Source organism: Mesorhizobium sp. WSM4833 (genome assembly GCF_055811095.1).
Genome location: NZ_JBVVQG010000005.1, coordinates 105,264 through 124,513 on the forward strand (window position 1 = coordinate 105,264; position 19,250 = coordinate 124,513).

A 19,250-nucleotide genomic window follows, 5' to 3' on the forward strand; every position below is an offset into this window, starting at 1 on the left:
ATTCAATTTTACAAAGCCTAATCTGCCCCGCATGGTTGCTAAACTGCAAAGACTACTGAAAGGTCTGGCGTAGCGCACGGTTGGCGTGTCCGTGGCCTATGCTTTAGGATCGGTTTGGGCCGAAGGATCAAGGGCCTGTCACGGGTCGATAAAGGACATCGCATGGCAATCAGGGACGCATTCGGCCTGGCGCTTTCGGGCGCGACGGAGGCGGGATTCACGCCTTACAGCCAGGCAGTGCGTGAACTGCAGTGCTTCATCGGCGATCCCGTAGCTTCCGTCGACCGCGCCATCGCGGAAGATCCCGGCTTCGTCATGGCCCATGTCTTCAAGGGATATCTGTTCGGCCTCGCCACCGAGCGGGAGGCGACGGCCGTGGCCAAGGCTTGCCATGAGGCCGCACTGCCGCTTGCCGCGACCACGCGCGAGCGGGCGCATGTCTCGGCCCTTGGCCATCTCGCCAGCGGGCGCTGGCATGAGGCCAGCCGCGTTCTCGAGGACATCACCATCGAGACCCCGCGCGACGGGCTGGCGCTGCAGGTCGGCCACCAGATCGATTTCTTCACCGGCAATGCCCGCATGCTGCGCGACCGCATGGCTCGTGCCCTGCCTTCGTGGCAAAGCGGCATGCCCGGCTACCACGCCATGCTCGGCATGCAGGCTTTCGGGCTGGAGGAAATGGGTGACTATGTCAGGGCCGAGCAGCTTGGCCGCGAGGCAGTCGACATCGAGCCGCGCGACGGCTGGGCGCAGCACGCCGTCGCCCATGTCATGGAGATGCAAAGCCGGCAAAGGGATGGCATTGCCTGGATGCGCGCCAATCCGGAAGCGTGGACACGGGAGAGCTTCCTGCAGGTCCACAATTGGTGGCACCTGGCGCTGTTCCACTATGATCTCGGCGAGACCGACGCGGTGCTGGCCCTCTATGACGGCCCTATCTACAGCGTGCAATCGACGATGGCGCTCAACATGGTCGATGCCTCGGCAATCCTGTGGCGGCTCCACCTCGGCGGCGTCGATGTCGGCGACCGCTGGGCGGCGCTCGCCGCCAACTGGGGCAAGGCGGGAGCGGGCCTTTATGCCTTCAACGACGCCCACGCGATGATGGCCTTCGTGGGTGCCGGGTTAGATGCGCCGGCCCTCGCCTTGCTCGAGGCTCAGCGCGAGGCCATGCGTGGCAGCGACGACAATGCGGCTTTCACGCGGGATGTCGGCCATCCGCTGACGCTCGCCATCAAGGCATTCGGTGAGGGCAGCTACGCCGAGACCGCGCGCCTGATCCGGCCGATCCGGGCGATCGCACATCGTTTCGGTGGCAGCCACGCCCAGCGCGACGTCATCGACCTGACGCTGATCGAGGCGGCCTTGCGCGCCCGTGAGGGTGCGCTGGCCAGGGCGCTCACGGCGGAGCGTTCGATGGCGCGGCCCGACAGTCCGCTGTCAGCGCTGTTTGTGCGACGCGCCGCCGATTTGTCGGAGAATTGACCCGAAGCGGATCTTGTTTTAAAAACTGACCAAGCCAGATTTTTTCGAGACCCGAAAAAATTAACTGGCGTGGGAGGAAGACATGTATCTGGGCCTCGATCTCGGGACGTCGGGCGTCAAGGCGCTGCTGATCGATGCCGGGCAAACCGTCATCGGTTCCGGCCATGGTTCGCTTGATGTTTCACGGCCGCACCCCGGCTGGTCGGAACAGAATCCCGAGCACTGGATCCGGGCCTGCGAAGACGCAATCGCCGAGCTCAAATCCTCCCATCCGCATGAACTCGCGGCAGTCAAGGGCATTGGCCTGTCCGGCCAGATGCATGGCGCCACGCTGCTTGACGCCGCCGACAAGGTGCTGCGCCCCTGCATCCTGTGGAACGACACGCGCAGCCATGCCGAGGCCGCCGTCCTCGATGCCGATCCGCGTTTCCGCGCCCTGACCGGCAACATCGTCTTTCCCGGTTTCACCGCGCCGAAACTGGCCTGGGTGAAGAACAACGAGCCCGCTGTCTTCGCCAAGGTCGCAAAAGTGCTGCTGCCCAAGGATTTCCTGCGGCTCTGGCTTTCGGGCGAGCACATTTCGGAAATGTCGGATTCTGCCGGCACGTCCTGGCTCGATGTCGGCAAGCGGCGCTGGAGTGCGGATTTGCTCGCGGCGACATCGCTCGATGAAAAGCAGATGCCGTCGCTGGTCGAGGGTACGCAGAAGGCAGGCGCATTGCGCAGCGAATTGGCATCGAAGTGGGGCGTCCAGGCCGGCATTCCGATCGCCGGTGGCGCCGGCGACAACGCGGCCTCGGCCTGCGGCATGGGCACGGTTGGCGCCGGCCACGCTTTTGTTTCGCTCGGCACGTCGGGTGTGCTGTTTGCCGCCAACGCTTCCTACCTGCCCAACCCGGCTAGCGCGGTTCACACCTTCTGCCACGCGCTTCCGAACACCTGGCACCAGATGGGGGTCATCCTGTCGGCAACCGATTCGCTCAACTGGCTGTCGGAAATCACCGGGAAGAGCGCCGGCGAGTTGACCACTGAGCTCGGCGACACATTGAAGGCGCCGAGCGGCGTGTCCTTCCTGCCATACCTCTCGGGTGAGCGCACGCCCTACAATGATTCCGCCATTCGCGGCGCGTTCACCGGGCTGGCGCATCAATCGAGCCGTGCCGTGCTGACCCAGGCCGTGCTGGAGGGTGTAGCCTTTGCCTTCCGCGACAGCCTCGAAGCGCTGGCCACGGCCGGCACAGCCTTGACGCGGGTGACGGCGATCGGCGGCGGTTCGCGCTCACGCTACTGGTTGAAGGCGATTGCCACCGCGCTTCAACTGCCTGTCGACATTCCTGCCGACGGCGACTTCGGCGCCGCCTTTGGTGCCGCGCGGCTCGGCCTGATCGCGGCGACGGGTGCCGATCCGCTCGAAATCTGTACGGCCCCGAGGACGGACGCAACTATCGAACCGGATGCGGCGCTCGGCGGCGCCTATGCCGATGCCTATCAGCGCTACCGGGCGCTTTATCCGGCAATCAGGGTCGCCACGGCGTGAGCGATCTTTCGCCCACGCCGCGGCTGTCCGGCTCACTGCGCCGGCACCTTGTCGAGAAAACCGGTGACGCTCTTGAGGCGGCCGTTCTCGATGATTCCGATGTCGGTACCTTCGATCACCGAAGGCGTCCCCTCAGGTCCGAGATTCCACGAGAAGCGGATCTTGTCGGCAAAACCGTCCGGCGTACCCTTCAGCGAGAACCGGAAACCGGCAAAGCGCTGCTGCACGCCGTCGATCAGAGCCGCGACGCCTTCATGGCCATCACCCTGCATGAGCGTGTCGCGGTAGCTGACGTCTTCCGTGAAGGTCGCCTTGAGCAATTCGGCCCGGCGGCCGGCATCGCTTTCGTTCCAGGCGGTGATGTAGTTTTCAGCGATCTTGGTGAGGTCGGTCATGGTCTGTCTCCTTCGTTTGGTGGCTTTGACATGACCCTTTTCAACCAGCGCCGGCGTGAAACCAATTACGCCTGAGGTAATGGCGTCAGAACTTTGTGAGAGGACAGAAATCATGAGCAGTGGATTTTTCGGCGACATCCAGAAGATCAAATATGAAGGGCCGGATTCGACCAATCCGCTGGCCTATAGGTTCTACAATCCCGATGAGGTCGTCGCCGGCAAGCGGCTGGAAGATCATCTGCGCTTCGCCGTTGCCTACTGGCACTCCTTTGCCTGGCCGGGTGGCGATCCGTTCGGCGGCCAGACTTTCGACCGGCCGTGGTTTCCCAAGGCCGGCGGCGTCGACACGATGGAGCTGGCAAAACTGAAAGCAGACGTCGCCTTCGAGATGTTCTCGTTGCTCGGCGCGCCCTACTTCTGCTTCCACGACGCCGATGTACGGCCGGAAGGCAAGGATTTTTCCGAGAGTGCGGCGCGCCTCGATGAGATCGCCGACTACTTCGCGGGCAAGATGAAGCAGACCGGCGTCAAGCTGCTTTGGGGCACCGCCAATCTGTTCTCGAACCGCCGCTTCATGTCGGGCGCGGCCACCAATCCCGATCCGGATGTCTTTGCCTACGCGGCGGCGACGGTAAAAAGCTGTATCGACGTCACCAAGCGGCTGAAGGGCGAAAACTACGTGCTGTGGGGCGGGCGCGAAGGCTATGAGACCCTGCTCAACACCGACCTTGCGCGCGAGCAGGAACAGGCCGGCCGGTTCCTCAGCATGGTCGTCGACTACAAGCACAAGATCGGCTTCAAGGGCACGATCCTGATCGAGCCGAAGCCGCAGGAGCCGACCAAGCATCAGTACGATTACGATGTCGCCACGGTCTACGGCTTCCTCAAGCGCTTCGGGCTGGAGAAGGAGGTCAAGGTCAATATCGAGCAGGGCCACGCCATCCTGGCCGGCCATTCCTTCGAGCACGAACTGGCTCTGGCCAATGCGCTCGGCATTTTCGGTTCGATCGATATGAATCGCAACGACTACCAGTCGGGCTGGGACACCGACCAGTTCCCCAACAACGTGCCGGAAATGGCACTGGCCTACTACCAAGTCCTGCAGGCTGGCGGCTTCAAGACCGGCGGCACCAATTTCGACGCCAAGCTGCGCCGCCAGTCGCTCGATCCGCAGGACCTGCTGATCGGCCATATCGGCGGCATGGACTCTTGCGCTCGCGGCCTGAAAGCTGCGGCGCGCATGGTCGAGGACAAGGCACTGTCGGCGCCGCTGGCCGAACGCTATGCCGGCTGGAACACGGCCGAGGGCAAGGCGATGCTTGCCGGCAAGCGCACGCTTGAGGATATCGCCGAGCGTGTCGTCAAGAAGAAGATCGAGCCGCAGCCGAGGTCCGGCCGCCAGGAACTGCTGGAAAACATCGTCAACCGCTACGTGTAGGGCGAGCGCCGCTTCATCTTTGGACCGACATCCGGCGCCACTGGCTGAAAGCCGCCGCCATCGCCATCTGCTAGTCAGCCCACTTCGCGACAAGCTGCCGAGGATCGCACAGATCTTCGGCAGCCTGCGTGAGACCAGGACGCTACACGTGTCACCGAAAGAGGACCCGTGCGGCGGCATGTCGTCGTCCCAAATCGCTGTGCACTTTGGGCGACATGCATTGGCAGGAGACGGAAATGGCAGAGGATCGAATCATCGTGCGCCCTGCGCAGGCGAGCGATATTCCGGCGCTGAAGCAGGTGCTGCAGGAAACCTTCGAAGGCACCTGGCTGCCGAACATCACCGAAGCAGCCGCGCAACGCTATGTCGAGACGGATATTGGCGGGCGCTATGTCGACCAGAGCTGGCCTGAATTCGCCGTTGCCGAGATCGATGGCGAGGTCGCCGGCTTGATCCATTGGCGCGCGGATTTCATCGAGGCCCTGCACGTGATGGCATCCCGTCAAGGCCAAGGTGTCGGCCGCAAGCTGCTTTCCCATGCCGAACAGGCGGTCAGTGCGGCCGGATTGGCGCAGGCGCGGCTGGAGACCGACACGTTCAACCTGCCCGCACAAGCACTCTACAAAGCGGTCGGCTATATCGAGAAAAGCCGCTATCCCGATGACGAATGGGACAGTGGCTTCACCACGGTGCTGTTCGAAAAGCGGCTTTGAGCAATTCCAGGAAAAGTGGGTAACGGTTTCCCCGGGAAAAGCGTACAGCGCTTTGCCTTGGGAATTGCGCAATCCAACAATAGATTTCTCGTTGACCTGACCTGCCTGGGCGCAGGAACAGCTTTGCGCATGGCCCGGTCCAGCGACATGGTTTTGCCCTTCGACGCCCTTCAATGACCTCGCTCTTGCCTTCAAACTGCCGTCACGAATCTCGTATAAGAGTGGCTCGTGGCGGGAGAGGAAGAAGGAGGCGAACCGATATGCAGAACGAACGTGAAATCGACGCCCTGCTCTCACCTGGCGAGGCTGGATCGATCATCGACCGGCTGATGGCAATGCCGCATCCGAAGGACGGCACGCGCCGCTCGAACGAATGGGATCGCGCTGTGGCCAGCCGTTTCGAGACCCATCTTGCCAAGCAAATGCGCTCGCAGATCGACGGCGGCAGCGACCGTCAGAACGCTGCCTGATTCTATCATAGTCAGCCCCGGCGCAGCCTGACCGGCGCTTCGCCGAAAGCCCTTGAAAACGCTCTTGAAAACGCCGCGGCGGATGAGAATCCGGTCCGCCCGGCAATATCGGCCATGGCGATCCTTGTATCGACCACCAGCCGGCGCGCGGCGCCCAGGCGCAGCCTGAGATAATAGGCGCCCGGTGTCTCGCCGATCGATTTGCGAAAGATGCTCTCCAGCGTCCGTGCCGTCACGCCGGCGCGCTTGGCCACCGCTTCAATGGTCAGCGGCTGGTCGACATGCGCTTCCATCAGCCGGATCGCTTGCGCCAGCCGCGGATCGTAGCCATCGAGCCGGCCGAGCGAGACCAGCGGCTGTGCGTCGGTGGCGGCGCGCGCCTGGTCGTAGATGAAGACGCTGGCGACATCGAGCGCGACGGCCATGCCGAGCCTCGTGCGGATGAGATGCAGCATCAGGTCGAAGGTCGGCGACGCGCCGCCCGAGGTGAACACCGGCCCGTCGATAACATAGCGGTCAGGGCGGACATCGACGCCGGGGAATGCCGAGGAAAAATCCTCCATGTCCTCCCAGTGGGTGGTGGCGCTGCGTCCTTCCAGCAGGCCGGCGCGCGCCACCAGCCAGGTGCCGGCTTCGACACCGCCGCACGCGCGCGCCGTGCGTGCGGCCCGGCGCAGGCCGGATAACAGAGCCGATGTCGCATAGTTCTGGGTGCCGAAGCCGGCGACGACAACAAGAACGTCGGTCGACTCGCCCGCATCGAAGCGGCCGCCGACCGCCACCGGCAGGCCGCAAGTGGTGACTGGAGCCTCGCCGGTCACCGAGACCAGCTTGAAATCGAACAGGGTCTCGCCGGAGATGCGGTTGGCCGCGCGCAGTGGATCGACGGCGGATGCGACGCACATGATCGACGAACCGGAAAATACCAGCAGCGTCACCTTGAGCGGCGAGCGCTCGGCGCGAAAGATCGCTGGTTTTTCGCTTTTCGTCATGGAAGCTTCGTAAAACGCAAAACAGTTTCCGGCAAGTCGGGCATTGTTGAGGTCTATTTCTTTCGGAGGAGAGTTCCATGCCGCTTGCGATGAACCGTGAGGTCTTCATTACCTGTGCCGTGACCGGGTCCGGCGGGTCGCAGGACCGCAGCCCGCATGTGCCGCGCTCGCCCAAACAGATCGCGGATTCCGCCATCGATGCGGCCAAGGCGGGCGCCGCCATCGTGCATTGCCATGTGCGCGATCCCGAGACCGGTATGCCGAGGCGCGACGTGCATCTCTACCGCGAAGTGACCGAGCGCATCCGCGCGGCAGAAGTCGACGTCATCCTGAACCTGACCGCCGGCATGGGCGGCGACATGGTGTTCGGATCGCCGGAAGCGCCGCTGCCGCTCAACGAAAAAGGCACCGACATGGGCGGTGCCACCAACCGCATGGAACATGTGCGCCAATGCCTGCCGGAAATCTGCACACTCGACTGCGGCACCATGAATTTCGCCGAGGCCGACTATGTCATGACCAACACGCCCGGCATGCTGCGCGCCATGGGCGGCATGATGACGGCGCTCGGCGTCAAGCCGGAGATCGAGGCTTTCGACACCGGCCATCTGTGGTTCGCCAAGCAGTTGGTCGAGGAAAAGGTGCTCAACCCGGATGCGCTGGTGCAGCTTTGCATGGGCGTGCCGTGGGGTGCGCCTGACGACCTCAACACCTTCATGGCCATGGTCAACAATGTGCCGTCGACCTGGAACTGGTCGGCCTTCGCCATCGGCCGCAATCAGATGGCCTATGCCGCGGCGGCGGTGCTGGCCGGCGGCAATGTCCGCGTCGGGCTGGAGGACAATCTGTGGCTCGACAAGGGCGTGCTGGCCACCAACGCACAACTGGTCGAGCGCGCCGCCAGCATCGTCACCAATCTCGGCGCCAGAATCCTTGGACCGGAAGAGGTACGGCAGAAGCTCAACCTCACCAAGCGGGCGCCGATCGCGGCATAATTATTCATCGGGAGGGTCGGCATGACTACCGTAAAATTCACCGCGATGAAGGATGGCGACCGGGACGACTACGAGTTCCTGACCGCGCATGAAATCGACTATGCGGCCAGGACCGGCGAGCGGCTGCTCGACGCGCTGGTGCAGCTCGACGCGGGTCTTTCCGGCTACAAGATCACCCGGCTCGGCCATTCGCTGCAGGCAGCGACACGTGCCTGGCGCGACGGCGCAGACACCGACTGGATCGCTTGCGCGCTGCTGCACGACATCGGCGACATCTATGCGCCTTACAATCACGACGAATATGCCGCTTCGATCCTGAAACCTTTCGTGCGCGAGCAATGCACTTGGGTGGTGGAAAAGCATGGCGACTTCCAGCGGCTCTATTATGCCCATCATCTCGGCGGCAACCGCCACGCCCGCGACCGCTTTGCCGGCCATGCTTATTTCGACGATTGCGACCAGTTTTGCGAACGCTGGGACCAGCCCAGCTTCGACCCCGACTATGACACGCTGTCGATGGAATTCTTCCGGCCCTTCGTGCTCGAAGTCTTTGCCCGCAAGGCCTACGATCCCTCGGTGATCCGAGCCGGCGAGCGCGTACCCCTCATCGATCCCGCAACCGCCGCGACAAGAACCGGAGCTTCAGCATGAGCATCATCAACAAGGCAGCCGCCATCGGCGGCGGCGTCATCGGCGCCGGCTGGGTGGCGCGCCTGCTGCTCAACGGCATCGACGTGTCGATCTTCGATCCCGATCCCGAGGCGTCGCGCAAGGTCGGCGAAGTGATGAAGGGCGCGCGCCGCGCCTATAAGCAGATGGTGCCCGGCGGCCTGCCGAAAGAGGGCAAGCTGACCTTCGCCAAGACCATCGCCGAAGCGGTCGCCGATGCCGATTTCATCCAGGAGAGCGTGCCGGAGCGGCTCGACCTGAAACACCGCGTGCTGGCCGAGATCGACGCTCACGCGCCGGCCAACGCGATTGTCGGCTCCTCGACTTCCGGCATCAAGCCGACCGACATGCAGGTGGCGATGAAGAAGCATCCGGAGCGGCTGGTCGTCGGCCATCCGTTCAATCCGGTCTATCTCCTGCCGCTGGTGGAGATCGTCGGTGGCGAGCAGACCTTCCCCGAGGCGATCGAGGTCGCCAAGGAGATGTATGCCTCGATCGGCATGAAGCCTGTCGTCATCCGCAAGGAGATCGAGGCCTTCGTCGGTGACCGCCTGCTCGAAGCGGCATGGCGCGAGGCGCTGTGGCTGATCAAGGACGGCATCTGCACGGTCGAGGAACTCGACGACATCATGCGCTACGGCTTCGGCCTGCGCTGGGCGCAGATGGGCATGTTCCAGGTCTATCGCGTCGCCGGCGGCGAGGCCGGCATGCGCCACTTCATGGCGCAGTTCGGGCCGTGCCTGAAATGGCCATGGACCAAGCTGATGGACGTGCCTGAGTTCAACGACGAACTGGTCGACCTGATCGCCACGCAGTCGGACGAACAGGCGCATGGCCTGTCGATCCGCGAGCTGGAAAAGATCCGCGACGACAATCTGGTCGCCATCATGGATGCGCTGTCGAAACAAAACAAAGGCAAGGGCTGGGGCGCCGGCGCGCTGCACAAGGACTATACCAGGCAGCTGGCCAAGCTGGCGGCGAAGAAGCCCATGGCCTCCAAGGCGGCCGAGAAGGCCAAAGCCTTGAAACCGGTCAAGAAAGCCGAAAAGCCGAAGAAAAAGACCGGCAAGAAGAAAGGCTGAGAGCATGGATTTCGGGCTGTCGGAGGAACAGAAGCTCATCGTCGAGACGACGCGCGCGTTCGTCGAGAACGAGCTTTACCCGCATGAGCGCGAGGTCGAGCGCACCGGCGTGCTGCGCCGCGACCTGATCGAAGAGATCAAGGTAAAGGCGATCGAGGCCGGGCTCTATGCCGCCAACATGCCGGCAGATGTCGGCGGAGCGGGCCTCGATACGGTGACCTGGCTGCTCTACGAGAAGGAACTCGGCCGCGCCAATTACGCGCTGCACTGGACCTGCGTGGCGCGCCCCTCCAACATCCTCCTGGCCGGCACGCCCGAGCAACGCGAGAAATATCTGTTCCCCTGCATCCGTGGTGAGAAATGGGACTGCCTGGCGATGACCGAGCCGGGCGCCGGCTCCGATTTGCGTGGCATGAAGGCAACCGCCGTGCAGGACGGTGACGACTGGGTGCTGAACGGCACCAAGCATTTTATCTCCCACGCCGACCTCGCCGACTTTGCCATCGTTTTCATGGCCTCAGGCGAAGAGGATTCGCCGCGCGGCAAACGCAAGAAGATCACCGCCTTCTTCGTCGATAAGGGCACCAAAGGCTTCACCGTCCGTGACGGTTACCGCAACGTCTCGCATCGCGGCTACACCAACGCCATCCTCGAATTCGACGATTGCCGGCTGCCCGCCGCCCAAGTGTTGGGCGAAGTCCATAAGGGGTTCGACGTCGCCAATTCCTGGCTCGGCGCCACCCGGCTGCAGGTCGGCGCCACCTGCCTCGGTCGCGCCGAGCGTGCGCTTGGCCATGCCGTCGAATACGCCGCGCAACGCCAGCAGTTCGGCCAGCAGATTGGCAAGTTCCAGGGCGTATCGTTCAAGCTTGCCGACATGGCGACCGAATTGAAGGCCGCCGACCTGATGGTGTTCGAAGCCGGCTGGAAGTACGATCAGGGCACCGTCACCGACCAGGACATGGCCATGGCCAAGCTGAAGGCCACCGAAATGCTCGCGTACGTTGCCGATGAAGCGATCCAGATCCATGGCGGCATGGGGCTGATGGACGATCTGCCGCTGGAGCGCATCTGGCGCGACGCGCGCGTCGAACGCATCTGGGAAGGCACGTCCGAGATCCAGCGCCACATCATTTCGAGGGCGCTGCTGCGCCCGTTCGGGGCATAACATATGCATAAACTGGAGCGTCTCCTGCGGCCTAAATCGATCGCCGTCTTCGGCGGCGCGCAGGCTGCAGCCGTCGTCGCGCAATCGATCAAGATGGGTTTTGCCGGCGAGATCTGGCCGGTGCATCCGACCAAGGACGAGGTTGCCGGTCGCAAGGCCTATCGTTCGGTGGCTGACCTGCCCGGCGCGCCGGATGCTGCCTTTGTCGGCGTCAACCGGCATTTGACCATCGAGGTGATCAAGGCGCTGGCCGAACGCGGCGCCGGCGGCGCCGTCTGCTTTGCCGCCGGCTTCCTCGAAACCGAGGCCTATGACGATGATGGCGAGCGGCTGCAGGCCGAGCTGGTCGCGGCGGCCGGCCAGATGCCGATCATCGGGCCGAATTGCTACGGCCTGATCAATTATGCCGACGGCGCGCTGCTGTGGCCCGACCAGCATGGCGGCATAAGACTGGCCGAGGGCGGCAAGGGCGTCGCCATCATCACCCAGTCCTCCAACATCGCCATCAACATGACCATGCAGAAGCGCGGCCTGCCGATCGCCTTCCTGATGACCGCCGGCAACCAGGCGCAGACCGGCCTATCCGAAATGGCGCTCGGCCTGATCGAGGATGAGCGCGTCACGTCGCTCGGCCTGCACATCGAGGCCTTCGATTCGGTAGCCGGCTTCGAACGGCTGGCGGCACGAGCCCGCGAGCTGAAGAAGCCGATCATCGCCATGAAGGTCGGCCGTTCCGAACAGGCCAGGCAAGCGACTGTCTCGCATACCGCGTCGCTCGCCGGCTCGGACGCGGCCTCGGGTGCGTTCCTGCGGCGGCTCGGCATTGCGCGTGTCGATTCAATCCCCGCCTTCATCGAGGCGCTGAAGCTGCTGCACATCACCGGACCTTTGCCCGGCTATAGGCTGTCGTCGATGAGCTGCTCCGGCGGCGAGGCCTCCGTCATGGCCGACAGCGCCGAAGGCCGCTGGGTCAATTTCCCTGTGCTGACCGACAGCCATCGCGCCCATGTCAAATCGACGCTCGGGCCGCTGGTCGCGGTCGCCAATCCCTTGGACTATCACACCTTCATCTGGAACAACGAGCCGGCGATGACCGCCACCTTCACCGCCATGGTGTCGGGCGGTTTCGACCTCAACATGCTGGTGCTCGATTTTCCGCGACCCGACCGCTGCTCGGTCACCGACTGGTGGGCGACGTTGCGCGCTTTCGAATCGGCGCTCAAGACCAACAAGGCGCATGGTGCGATCGTCTCCTCGCTGCCGGAGAACCTGCCGGAGGAATACACCGCCGAACTGATGGCGCGCGGCATGGTGCCGTTGTTCGGCATTTCGGAAGCGATGGATGCAGCCGGCGCAGCAGCCTTCATCGGCTGGGCTTGGGCTGAACCGCAGGCGCAGCCGATCGACACGTCGGCCTCCGGCGCCTCTGGCGGGGACCACGTCACGCCCGACGAAGCCGAGGCGAAGTCACGGCTGATCAAAGCCGGCCTGCCGGTGCCGAAGGGCGAGCGCGCCGCCAATGCCGTCGAAGCGGTGATTTCGTCCATGGCGCTCGGCTTTCCCGTCGCGTTGAAGGCGCTCGGCGTCACCCACAAATCCGAAGTTGGCGCTGTCAGGCTCAATCTCAGGGATGCCGAATCCGTCAGCACCGCAGCGCATGACCTGTTGCCGCTCGGCACCGGGCTCTATGTCGAGCGCATGGTGCGCGACGGTGTTGCCGAACTCATCGTCGGCTTCACCCGCGATCCGATGTTCGGCGCGGTGATGACGCTCGGCACTGGTGGCGTGCTGGTCGAGCTGTTGCGCGACAGCGTCACGCTGATGCTGCCGGCGACCCGCGACGATATCGAGGCGGCGCTGCGCGGCCTGAAACTGTTCCCGCTGCTCGAAGGCTATCGCGGCCGGCCGAAGGCCGATGTCGCGGCTGCCATCGATGCTATCTCTGGCATTGCCGCCTTCGTGCAGCAGAATGCCGGTGAGATCGAAGAACTGGACATCAACCCGCTGATCGTCTGTGCAGAGGGCAAGGGCGCCTGGATCGCCGACGCGCTGCTGGTGCTGGGAGAGAACAAGAATGTCTGACGTCATTTCGACCCGCCGCGAGGGCACCATCCTCGAAGTCACCCTCGACCGGCCCAAGGCCAACGCCATCGACCTGAAGACCTCGCGGCTGATGGGCGAGACCTTCAAGGCGTTCCGAGACGATCCGGAATTGCGCGTCGCCATCGTCAAGACCGCTGGCGACAAGTTCTTCTGCGCGGGCTGGGACCTCAAAGCAGCTGCCGGCGGCGATGCGGTCGACGGCGACTATGGCGTCGGCGGCTTTGCCGGCCTGCAGGAGCTGCGCGACCTCAACAAGCCGATCATCGCGTGCGTCAACGGCATGGCGGTCGGCGGCGGCTTCGAGCTGGCGCTGTCCTGCGACCTCATCTACGCCTCCGATCATTCCTCCTTCGCGCTGCCCGAGATCCGAGCCGGCACGCTGGCCGACGCGGCGACGATCAAGCTGCCGAAGCGCATCCCCTATCATGTCGCCATGGACCTTCTGCTCACCGGCCGCTGGATGGATGTCGCTGAAGCGCATCGCTGGGGCTTGGTCAACGAAGTGCTGCCCAAGGAAAAGCTGGAAGATCGCGTCTGGGAGATCGCCCGGCTGCTCGCAGGCGGCCCACCGCTGGTGTTTGCCGCGATCAAGGAGACGGCGCGCGTGGCCGAGGCGCTGACCTTCCAGGACGCCATGAACAAGGTGACCCGCCGGCAATTGCCGACGGTCGATGCGCTCTATGGCTCCGAGGACAATATGGAGGGTTTTCGGGCTTTTGCGGAGAAGCGGGAGCCGGTGTGGAAGGGGAAGTAAGGATTGTTGCCGAAATGACGGCGCTTACCCCCCTCTGCCCTGCCGGACATCTCCCCCTCAAGGGGGGAGATTGGCAGCTTCGATCTCTGCAGTCTTCTTGCGACGCCGAAGGTTGGCGAAAGCCTTCGCAACATCCGATCTCCCCCCTTGAGGGGGAGATGTCCGGCAGGACAGAGGGGGGCGCCCAGGCTCAGCCTTGGCCGCCTCTCCAGCACCCATGACCGACTACATCAAGCTCATCGACGCCGAGACCTGGGCCTTCATCGAGCGCACCAATTCCTATTACCCGCCCGATACGATCGACTACACGATCGTGCAGCAGCGCGAGATTTACGACCGCATGTGCCGGGAATTCTTTGCCGGCTACCCCGAGGGCGTCGCTGTCGAGACCTCCGCCATTGCAACGCCGACGCATGACATCCCGATCCGCATCTACCGAAGCACACTTCAGGCAGCCGTGACGGTGCTCTATGTCCATGGCGGTGGCTTCATCCTTGGTGGGCTGGACAGCCATGACGATGTTTGCGCGGAGCTGTGCTCGCGCACAGGCTATGAGGTGGTCTCCGTAGATTACCGGCTGGCGCCGGAACATTTGCATCCAGCCGCCTTCGACGATGCCATGAGCGCCTTCGAATGGGCCGCCGCCAATCGCGATCATCCTATCGTGCTCTGCGGCGACAGCGCCGGCGGCAATCTCTGCGCCGCCGTCAGTCACGCCACGCGCGGCCATTCGAAAAGGCCGGTCGGCCAGGTGCTGATCTATCCCGGCCTCGGCGGAAACCGCTCGAAAGGCTCCTATGTCAAGCACGCCGAAGCGCCGATGCTGACCGTGCGCGATCTCGAATTCTACAAGCACATTCGCACTGGAGGGCAAGACCGTAGCGGCGATGCGACGCTGGCCCCGCTTGCCGACACCGATTTCTCCAACTTGCCGCCGACAGTGCTGATCACCGCCGAATGCGACCCGCTGTCATCGGATGGCGAGACCTATCGCGACCTGATCATCACGGCAGGTGGCCACGCGACGTGGTTCGAGGAGCCGGGATTGGTTCACGGCTATCTCAGAGCCCGGCACACGGTTGGCCGCGCCCGCACCAGCTTCACCCGGATCGTCGGTGCGGTGACCGCGCTTGGACGGGGCGACTGGCGCTGGTGATCGCGGCCAAACTCTGAGGACCAAGTGGCGCCCCATCACGCCACCGAGGCAGCCGCTGCCCGGCCGGCGCTGCGGCCGGAAAAGATGCAGCCGCCGAGGAAGGTGCCTTCGAGCGCCGCATAGCCATGCACGCCGCCGCCGCCGAAACCGGCGGCTTCGCCGACGGCATAAAGCCCGGCTACCGGCTGGCCATCTGCCCCCAGCACGCGGCTGTCGAGATCGGTCTGCAGGCCGCCCAGCGTCTTGCGGGTCAGGATGTTGAGCCGCACCGCGATCAGCGGGCCATTTGCCGGATCGAGCATCTTGTGCGGCTTGGCCGTGCGGATCAGCCGGTCGCCGAGATAGGCGCGCGCGCCGCGCAGAGCGGTGATCTGCATATCCTTGGAGAACGGGTTGTCGAGCTGCCTATCGCGGGCGCGGATCTCGCGCTCGACTTGAGCCACCCCAAGCAGCGCCTCGCCGCCGGCCAGCGCGTTCATGCGCGCGACCAGCGCCGGCAAATCGGCCTCGACGATGAAGTCTTCGCCCTTTTCCATGAACGCCTTGACGGGGCCCGGAATGCCCGATGTGGCGCGGCCGAGCACCTGGCGCCAGCTCTTGCCGGTCAGATCGGGGTTCTGCTCGGAGCCCGACAGCGCGAACTCCTTCTGGATGATCTTCTTGGTCAGGATGAACCAGGAATAGTCGAAGCCGGTGCTCATGATGTGGGAGAGCGTGCCCAGAGTGTCGAAGCCGGGATAGAGCGGCACCGGCAGGCGCTTGCCGCGCGCATCGAGCCACAGCGATGATGGGCCGGGCAGGATGCGTATCGCATGGTCGGTCCAGATCGGCGCCCAGTTCTTGATGCCCTCGACATAGTGCCACATGCGGTCGCGGTTGATGATCGAACCGCCGGCCTGTTCCGTGATCGCCAGCATGCGGCCGTCGACATGGTCGGGCACGCCGGTGATCATGCGCTTGGGCGCCGCGCCCAGCCGCTGCGGCCAGTTTTCCCGTACAAGCTGATGGTTGGCGCCGATGCCGCCGGAAGCGACGATCACGGCTTGCGCGCGAAGCTCGAAATCTCCTGATATTTCGCGCGAACTCTTGTGGCCGCGCTCGGCGGTGCTCGGTTGCAGGATGTCGCCGCGCACCCCGTCGACAGTCGCACCCGTGCGGGTCAATTCATCGACCCGATGGCGGAATTTGAAACTGATCAGTCCGCGCTTCTGCGCCTCGCGCACGCGCTGTACGAAAGGTTCGAGAACGCCGGGGCCCGTGCCCCAGGTGATGTGGAAGCGCGGTACCGAATTGCCGTGGCCGATGGCATTGCCGCCGCCTCGCTCGGCCCAACCGACCACGGGAAAGAATTTCAGGCCGCGCTGTATCAGCCAGGAGCGTTTTTCGCCGGCGGCAAAGCCGACATAGGCTTCCGCCCATTTGCGCGGCCAGAAATCCTCGGGCCGATCGAAAGCCGCGGTGCCCAGCCAGTCTTCCAGCGCCAGGTCATGCGAATCGCGGATGCGCATGCGCCGCTGCTCGGGCGAATCTACGAGGAAAAGGCCGCCGAACGACCAGAATGCCTGGCCGCCGAGCGACTGCTCCGGCTCCTGGTCGACGATGATGATTTTCTTGCCGGCCTCGGCAAGCTCGGCGGCGGCAACCAGCCCTGCAAGGCCGGCGCCGACAATGATCACGTCCGCATCGTCAGCCATTTTTCCTCCCAGAATTAGCCGGCTATTTCAATGCGAGGAATTCAGACGGTCTCCCAGCCTTCTTTGCCGCCGGCGCGGAAGATGGCGTCGATGACTTTCTGGTTGAGCACCGATTCCTCCAGCGTGAAGACGCGCTCCTTGCCGCCCTGTGCCGCGCGCGCGAAGGTCTCGACCTCCAGCCGGTACTGCTGCGTGCCGGGAAAGCGGAAAACCTGCGCCTCGGTGTGGTTCTGGTTGTGCAGTTCGACACGGTGATGGTCGTAGAGGCCGGCATTGAAAGGCGAGAACAACTCGATGAAACCCTTCTCGCCATGGAACACCATCACCTGGCGCGCCGCCATCTGCGTCGACAGATAGAACGACAGCTCGAAGTCACCGAAATCGGCACGGATCGAGGAGTAGATGTCGGTGCCGAATGTCTTGTCGCGCTCGATCGTCGCCTGCACGCGCAGCGGCTCCTTGCCGGTGGAAAAGCGCGTCGACACGGTCGGGTAAACGCCGATGTCGGGCAGCGCGCCGCCGCCGAGGTCGAGCTGGTTGCGCATGTTGCTGGGGTCGACGTTGTAGTAGGAGAACGCGCCCTGCACATGGCGCAGCCGGCCGATGGCGCCGCTGGCGATGAGCTCGCGCACCTTGATCCATTGCGGGTGGTAGATGACCATGAAGGCTTCGCAGACCAGCACCTTTTTCTGGTCGCGCAGCTTGATCAGCGGCAGGATGTCCTTGGCGTCGAGCGCCAGCGGCTTTTCGACCAGCACATGCTTGCCGGCTTCGATGGCCTTGGCCGACCACTCGACATGCTGCGAGGTCGGCAGCGGGATGTAGACGCCGTCTACTTCTTTCGAGGCGAGCAGTTCCTCATAGGAGCCGAAGGCATGGCGTGCACCGAAGCGGTCGGCCAGCGCCTTGGCCTTCGACAGGTCGCGGCTGGCGATCGCCGACAGCACGCCATTCTCCGCCTCGACCATCGCCGGCAACAAATGCTCGCGGCCGATCTTGGCCGTCGACAACACACCCCATCGGAACATCAGGCTTCTCCATCACGATTACAGGCGACGAGGTTTGCCCGAAATCGCCGGAAAAGCCAATGACGAGGTCAGCCCCTTTTGCCGGTCAGCGTCATGTCGAAGTCGACGATGTTGGAATAGATCGGCGTGCCGACATCCATGCCGTAGCGCGACCTCAGCACCTTGCCGGTGACATGGAATTTGATCATGCCGGCCTTGAGACCGCCGAGCTCGGCCGTGAATTTTTCCGGGAACGTCTTGCCGCGCGCCGTCAGCCGGCCGCTGACCAGGGCCGTGGTGTCGCTGGTTCGGGTCACGCTGGTAGAGCGGAACTGGATTTCCGGGCTGTTGGCGGCATCAAACACCGCGTCGGAGCGCAGGAAGGCATCGATACGGCCCTGGCCGGTGCCGACGCTTTCGGGAAAAATGGTGAAATTGACAGCTGAGCGCCCGACATCGCTGTTGTCGATGCGGATCGAGCCCTTGAAGCGGGCGAAGGTGCCATTGAGGCCGCCGCCGCCGACCTTGCCGATGGAGAAGCGGATGCTGGAACTGGCCGGGCTGATCGAATAGCTGCCGGCGGCGTCACCCAGCGCGACGGCCGCAGAAACAGGCATGGCAAGGCAAGCGGCGACCGCCGCAAATCCGAGGATGCGCGTGTACATGAGGATGTTCCTTGTTGGAGGCAGCGCATTTCTTGCGCCCTCACTTCATGAACGAATGAACCGCTCGCTCTATTCCGAATCTGACGAAGGCGTGACCATGCGCGTGAGCACGCCATCCCTGAGCTGGAAATGATGCCGCAGCGCCGCCGCGACGTGGAGAGCCACAAGCGTCATGCCGGCATAGGCGAGATACCAATGTGCCGCCGCCCAGAAGCTCTCGGCACCATCCGATTCGGCCAGCGGCAGGTTCGGCATGACGAACAGGTTGAATGGCAGGCTGGGGATCTCCAGCATCGAGACCGACACCAGCGCCCAGCCGGACAAGGGCAAGGCAAGCTGAAACGCGTAGAGCGCAAGATGGGCCAACGGTGCTGCCCGACGCTCCAGGGTTCCGACCGAGCGCGGCAGCGCCGGCGTTGCATTGCCAAGACGCCAGGCGATGCGCAGCAACACAAGCCCGAGCAGCAGGAAGCCGAGAGATTTGTGCAGTTGGATCAGCTCGAAGGCGGTGCGCTGGCTGGTCAGCCGCACCATGACGAAGCCGAGCCCGAACTGGCCGATGAAAATGAGCGCAATCAGCCAGTGGAGAAGGATCGCGCCCCAGCCATAGCGGGTGGCGCTGTTGGTGATCGATGTTTGCATGGGGAGTGAACGAATGTTGGTTCGGCTTTCTTCCAGCGCGCTTCACCCTCCCCCTTGTGGGGAGGGGCGCGCAGCAAATGCCGCGAAGCGGCTTTTGCGAGGCGGGGTGGGGGTCTCGTAGGGCGCTACCCACCCCGTCCCTCAGCCGACCTATCGGGGCGAGCCGCCGATCTCGCCCGTCCTTCGGACTCCCATCAGGGCCCTCCGGAGGGAGACGAAAGGCGCGAGCTTATCACAGCCGGTGCCCTTCCTCTCCCTCCGGAGGGCCACAAGGGGAGGGGCGAG

Annotated in this window: 18 protein-coding genes; 12 read left to right on the plus strand and 6 right to left on the minus strand. The window is 63.9% G+C overall.

What is annotated here, in order from left to right; genetic code table 11:
- The first annotated feature begins 162 nt into the window (after positions 1 to 162).
- Both AC0L2D_RS11215 and xylB read left to right on the plus strand, forming a co-directional pair.
- The gene (locus tag AC0L2D_RS11215) at positions 163 to 1,485 is read left to right on the plus strand and encodes a tetratricopeptide repeat protein (protein ID WP_473541056.1); all 1,323 of its coding nucleotides are present in this window, start codon (positions 163 to 165) and stop codon (positions 1,483 to 1,485) included.
- An 82-nt stretch (positions 1,486 to 1,567) separates the two neighbouring features.
- The gene (gene xylB / locus AC0L2D_RS11220) at positions 1,568 to 3,022 is read left to right on the plus strand and encodes a xylulokinase (protein WP_027161005.1); all 1,455 of its coding nucleotides are present in this window, start codon (positions 1,568 to 1,570) and stop codon (positions 3,020 to 3,022) included.
- Between the two features lie 32 nt (positions 3,023 to 3,054).
- On the opposite strand, the gene AC0L2D_RS11225 is transcribed toward xylB, so the two are convergent.
- Complete coding sequence (locus tag AC0L2D_RS11225) at positions 3,055 to 3,417, minus strand: nuclear transport factor 2 family protein (protein ID WP_473541057.1); 363 nt, start codon at positions 3,415 to 3,417, stop codon at positions 3,055 to 3,057.
- A gap of 112 nt (positions 3,418 to 3,529) precedes the next feature.
- On the opposite strand from AC0L2D_RS11225, the gene xylA reads away from it, so the two are divergent.
- The 3 genes from xylA (at position 3,530) to AC0L2D_RS11240 (ending at position 6,038) form a co-directional block, all read left to right on the plus strand.
- Positions 3,530 to 4,855 carry a xylose isomerase gene (xylA, locus tag AC0L2D_RS11230; protein ID WP_027161006.1) on the plus strand — a complete coding sequence of 442 codons (1,326 nt, stop codon included), beginning with the start codon at positions 3,530 to 3,532 and terminating at the stop codon, positions 4,853 to 4,855.
- A 236-nt stretch (positions 4,856 to 5,091) separates the two neighbouring features.
- Positions 5,092 to 5,568 (plus strand): GNAT family N-acetyltransferase, encoded by a 477-nt coding sequence (locus tag AC0L2D_RS11235; RefSeq protein ID WP_013528290.1) that lies wholly within the window; start codon positions 5,092 to 5,094, stop codon positions 5,566 to 5,568.
- Positions 5,569 to 5,828: 260 nt separating this feature from the next.
- Positions 5,829 to 6,038, plus strand: a complete 210-nt coding sequence (locus AC0L2D_RS11240) for a hypothetical protein (RefSeq protein WP_013528291.1) — start codon at positions 5,829 to 5,831, stop codon at positions 6,036 to 6,038.
- A gap of 11 nt (positions 6,039 to 6,049) precedes the next feature.
- On the opposite strand, the gene AC0L2D_RS11245 is transcribed toward AC0L2D_RS11240, so the two are convergent.
- Positions 6,050 to 7,030 (minus strand): GlxA family transcriptional regulator, encoded by a 981-nt coding sequence (locus AC0L2D_RS11245; RefSeq protein ID WP_473541058.1) that lies wholly within the window; start codon positions 7,028 to 7,030, stop codon positions 6,050 to 6,052.
- A gap of 77 nt (positions 7,031 to 7,107) precedes the next feature.
- Between AC0L2D_RS11245 and bcoG the strand changes: the two genes are divergently transcribed.
- From bcoG to AC0L2D_RS11280, 7 genes are all read left to right on the plus strand, one after another.
- Complete coding sequence (bcoG, locus tag AC0L2D_RS11250; protein ID WP_473541060.1) at positions 7,108 to 8,025, plus strand: 3-dehydrocarnitine:acetyl-CoA trimethylamine transferase BcoG; 918 nt, start codon at positions 7,108 to 7,110, stop codon at positions 8,023 to 8,025.
- A 21-nt stretch (positions 8,026 to 8,046) separates the two neighbouring features.
- Positions 8,047 to 8,676 (plus strand): HD domain-containing protein, encoded by a 630-nt coding sequence (locus tag AC0L2D_RS11255; RefSeq protein WP_063169799.1) that lies wholly within the window; start codon positions 8,047 to 8,049, stop codon positions 8,674 to 8,676.
- Positions 8,673 to 9,776, plus strand: a complete 1,104-nt coding sequence (locus AC0L2D_RS11260; protein ID WP_024501970.1) for a carnitine 3-dehydrogenase — start codon at positions 8,673 to 8,675, stop codon at positions 9,774 to 9,776. The genes AC0L2D_RS11255 and AC0L2D_RS11260 overlap by 4 nt, the downstream gene beginning before the upstream one ends.
- 4 nt (positions 9,777 to 9,780) lie before the next feature.
- Entirely contained in the window at positions 9,781 to 10,944 is a 1,164-nt protein-coding gene (locus AC0L2D_RS11265; RefSeq protein WP_224675071.1) for an acyl-CoA dehydrogenase family protein, read from the plus strand.
- 3 nt (positions 10,945 to 10,947) lie between these two features.
- The gene (locus AC0L2D_RS11270) at positions 10,948 to 13,026 is read left to right on the plus strand and encodes an acetate--CoA ligase family protein (RefSeq protein ID WP_013528297.1); all 2,079 of its coding nucleotides are present in this window, start codon (positions 10,948 to 10,950) and stop codon (positions 13,024 to 13,026) included.
- Complete coding sequence (locus AC0L2D_RS11275; RefSeq protein ID WP_013528298.1) at positions 13,019 to 13,801, plus strand: carnitinyl-CoA dehydratase; 783 nt, start codon at positions 13,019 to 13,021, stop codon at positions 13,799 to 13,801. The genes AC0L2D_RS11270 and AC0L2D_RS11275 overlap by 8 nt, the downstream gene beginning before the upstream one ends.
- Before the next feature lie 217 nt (positions 13,802 to 14,018).
- The gene (locus AC0L2D_RS11280) at positions 14,019 to 14,957 is read left to right on the plus strand and encodes an alpha/beta hydrolase (protein ID WP_473541061.1); all 939 of its coding nucleotides are present in this window, start codon (positions 14,019 to 14,021) and stop codon (positions 14,955 to 14,957) included.
- A gap of 35 nt (positions 14,958 to 14,992) precedes the next feature.
- Here AC0L2D_RS11280 and AC0L2D_RS11285 read toward each other — a convergent pair whose 3' ends face one another.
- From AC0L2D_RS11285 to AC0L2D_RS11300, 4 genes are all read right to left on the minus strand, one after another.
- On the minus strand, positions 14,993 to 16,651 hold the full coding sequence (locus tag AC0L2D_RS11285; protein WP_473541062.1) for an FAD-binding dehydrogenase: 1,659 nt from the start codon (positions 16,649 to 16,651) through the stop codon (positions 14,993 to 14,995).
- A 41-nt stretch (positions 16,652 to 16,692) separates the two neighbouring features.
- Positions 16,693 to 17,679 (minus strand): Gfo/Idh/MocA family protein, encoded by a 987-nt coding sequence (locus AC0L2D_RS11290; RefSeq protein WP_063169794.1) that lies wholly within the window; start codon positions 17,677 to 17,679, stop codon positions 16,693 to 16,695.
- 68 nt (positions 17,680 to 17,747) lie between these two features.
- Entirely contained in the window at positions 17,748 to 18,323 is a 576-nt protein-coding gene (locus tag AC0L2D_RS11295) for a YceI family protein (protein ID WP_013528302.1), read from the minus strand.
- 69 nt (positions 18,324 to 18,392) lie between these two features.
- Complete coding sequence (locus AC0L2D_RS11300) at positions 18,393 to 18,965, minus strand: cytochrome b (RefSeq protein ID WP_473541063.1); 573 nt, start codon at positions 18,963 to 18,965, stop codon at positions 18,393 to 18,395.
- Positions 18,966 to 19,250 lie beyond the last annotated feature (285 nt).

Bases quoted from the DNA above. Each gene is read 5' to 3' on its own strand.
- AC0L2D_RS11225 (WP_473541057.1), bottom strand. From the start codon at position 3,417: ATGACCGACCTCACCAAGATCGCTGAAAACTACATCACCGCCTGGAAC.
- AC0L2D_RS11215 (WP_473541056.1), top strand. From the start codon at position 163: ATGGCAATCAGGGACGCATTCGGCCTGGCGCTTTCGGGCGCGACGGAG.
- AC0L2D_RS11270 (WP_013528297.1), top strand. From the start codon at position 10,948: ATGCATAAACTGGAGCGTCTCCTGCGGCCTAAATCGATCGCCGTCTTC.
- bcoG (WP_473541060.1), top strand. From the start codon at position 7,108: ATGCCGCTTGCGATGAACCGTGAGGTCTTCATTACCTGTGCCGTGACC.
- AC0L2D_RS11300 (WP_473541063.1), bottom strand. From the start codon at position 18,965: ATGCAAACATCGATCACCAACAGCGCCACCCGCTATGGCTGGGGCGCG.
- AC0L2D_RS11285 (WP_473541062.1), bottom strand. From the start codon at position 16,651: ATGGCTGACGATGCGGACGTGATCATTGTCGGCGCCGGCCTTGCAGGG.
- AC0L2D_RS11290 (WP_063169794.1), bottom strand. From the start codon at position 17,679: ATGTTCCGATGGGGTGTGTTGTCGACGGCCAAGATCGGCCGCGAGCAT.
- AC0L2D_RS11275 (WP_013528298.1), top strand. From the start codon at position 13,019: ATGTCTGACGTCATTTCGACCCGCCGCGAGGGCACCATCCTCGAAGTC.
- AC0L2D_RS11280 (WP_473541061.1), top strand. From the start codon at position 14,019: ATGACCGACTACATCAAGCTCATCGACGCCGAGACCTGGGCCTTCATC.
- AC0L2D_RS11240 (WP_013528291.1), top strand. From the start codon at position 5,829: ATGCAGAACGAACGTGAAATCGACGCCCTGCTCTCACCTGGCGAGGCT.
- AC0L2D_RS11245 (WP_473541058.1), bottom strand. From the start codon at position 7,030: ATGACGAAAAGCGAAAAACCAGCGATCTTTCGCGCCGAGCGCTCGCCG.
- AC0L2D_RS11265 (WP_224675071.1), top strand. From the start codon at position 9,781: ATGGATTTCGGGCTGTCGGAGGAACAGAAGCTCATCGTCGAGACGACG.
- AC0L2D_RS11295 (WP_013528302.1), bottom strand. From the start codon at position 18,323: ATGTACACGCGCATCCTCGGATTTGCGGCGGTCGCCGCTTGCCTTGCC.
- xylB (WP_027161005.1), top strand. From the start codon at position 1,568: ATGTATCTGGGCCTCGATCTCGGGACGTCGGGCGTCAAGGCGCTGCTG.
- AC0L2D_RS11235 (WP_013528290.1), top strand. From the start codon at position 5,092: ATGGCAGAGGATCGAATCATCGTGCGCCCTGCGCAGGCGAGCGATATT.
- xylA (WP_027161006.1), top strand. From the start codon at position 3,530: ATGAGCAGTGGATTTTTCGGCGACATCCAGAAGATCAAATATGAAGGG.
- AC0L2D_RS11260 (WP_024501970.1), top strand. From the start codon at position 8,673: ATGAGCATCATCAACAAGGCAGCCGCCATCGGCGGCGGCGTCATCGGC.
- AC0L2D_RS11255 (WP_063169799.1), top strand. From the start codon at position 8,047: ATGACTACCGTAAAATTCACCGCGATGAAGGATGGCGACCGGGACGAC.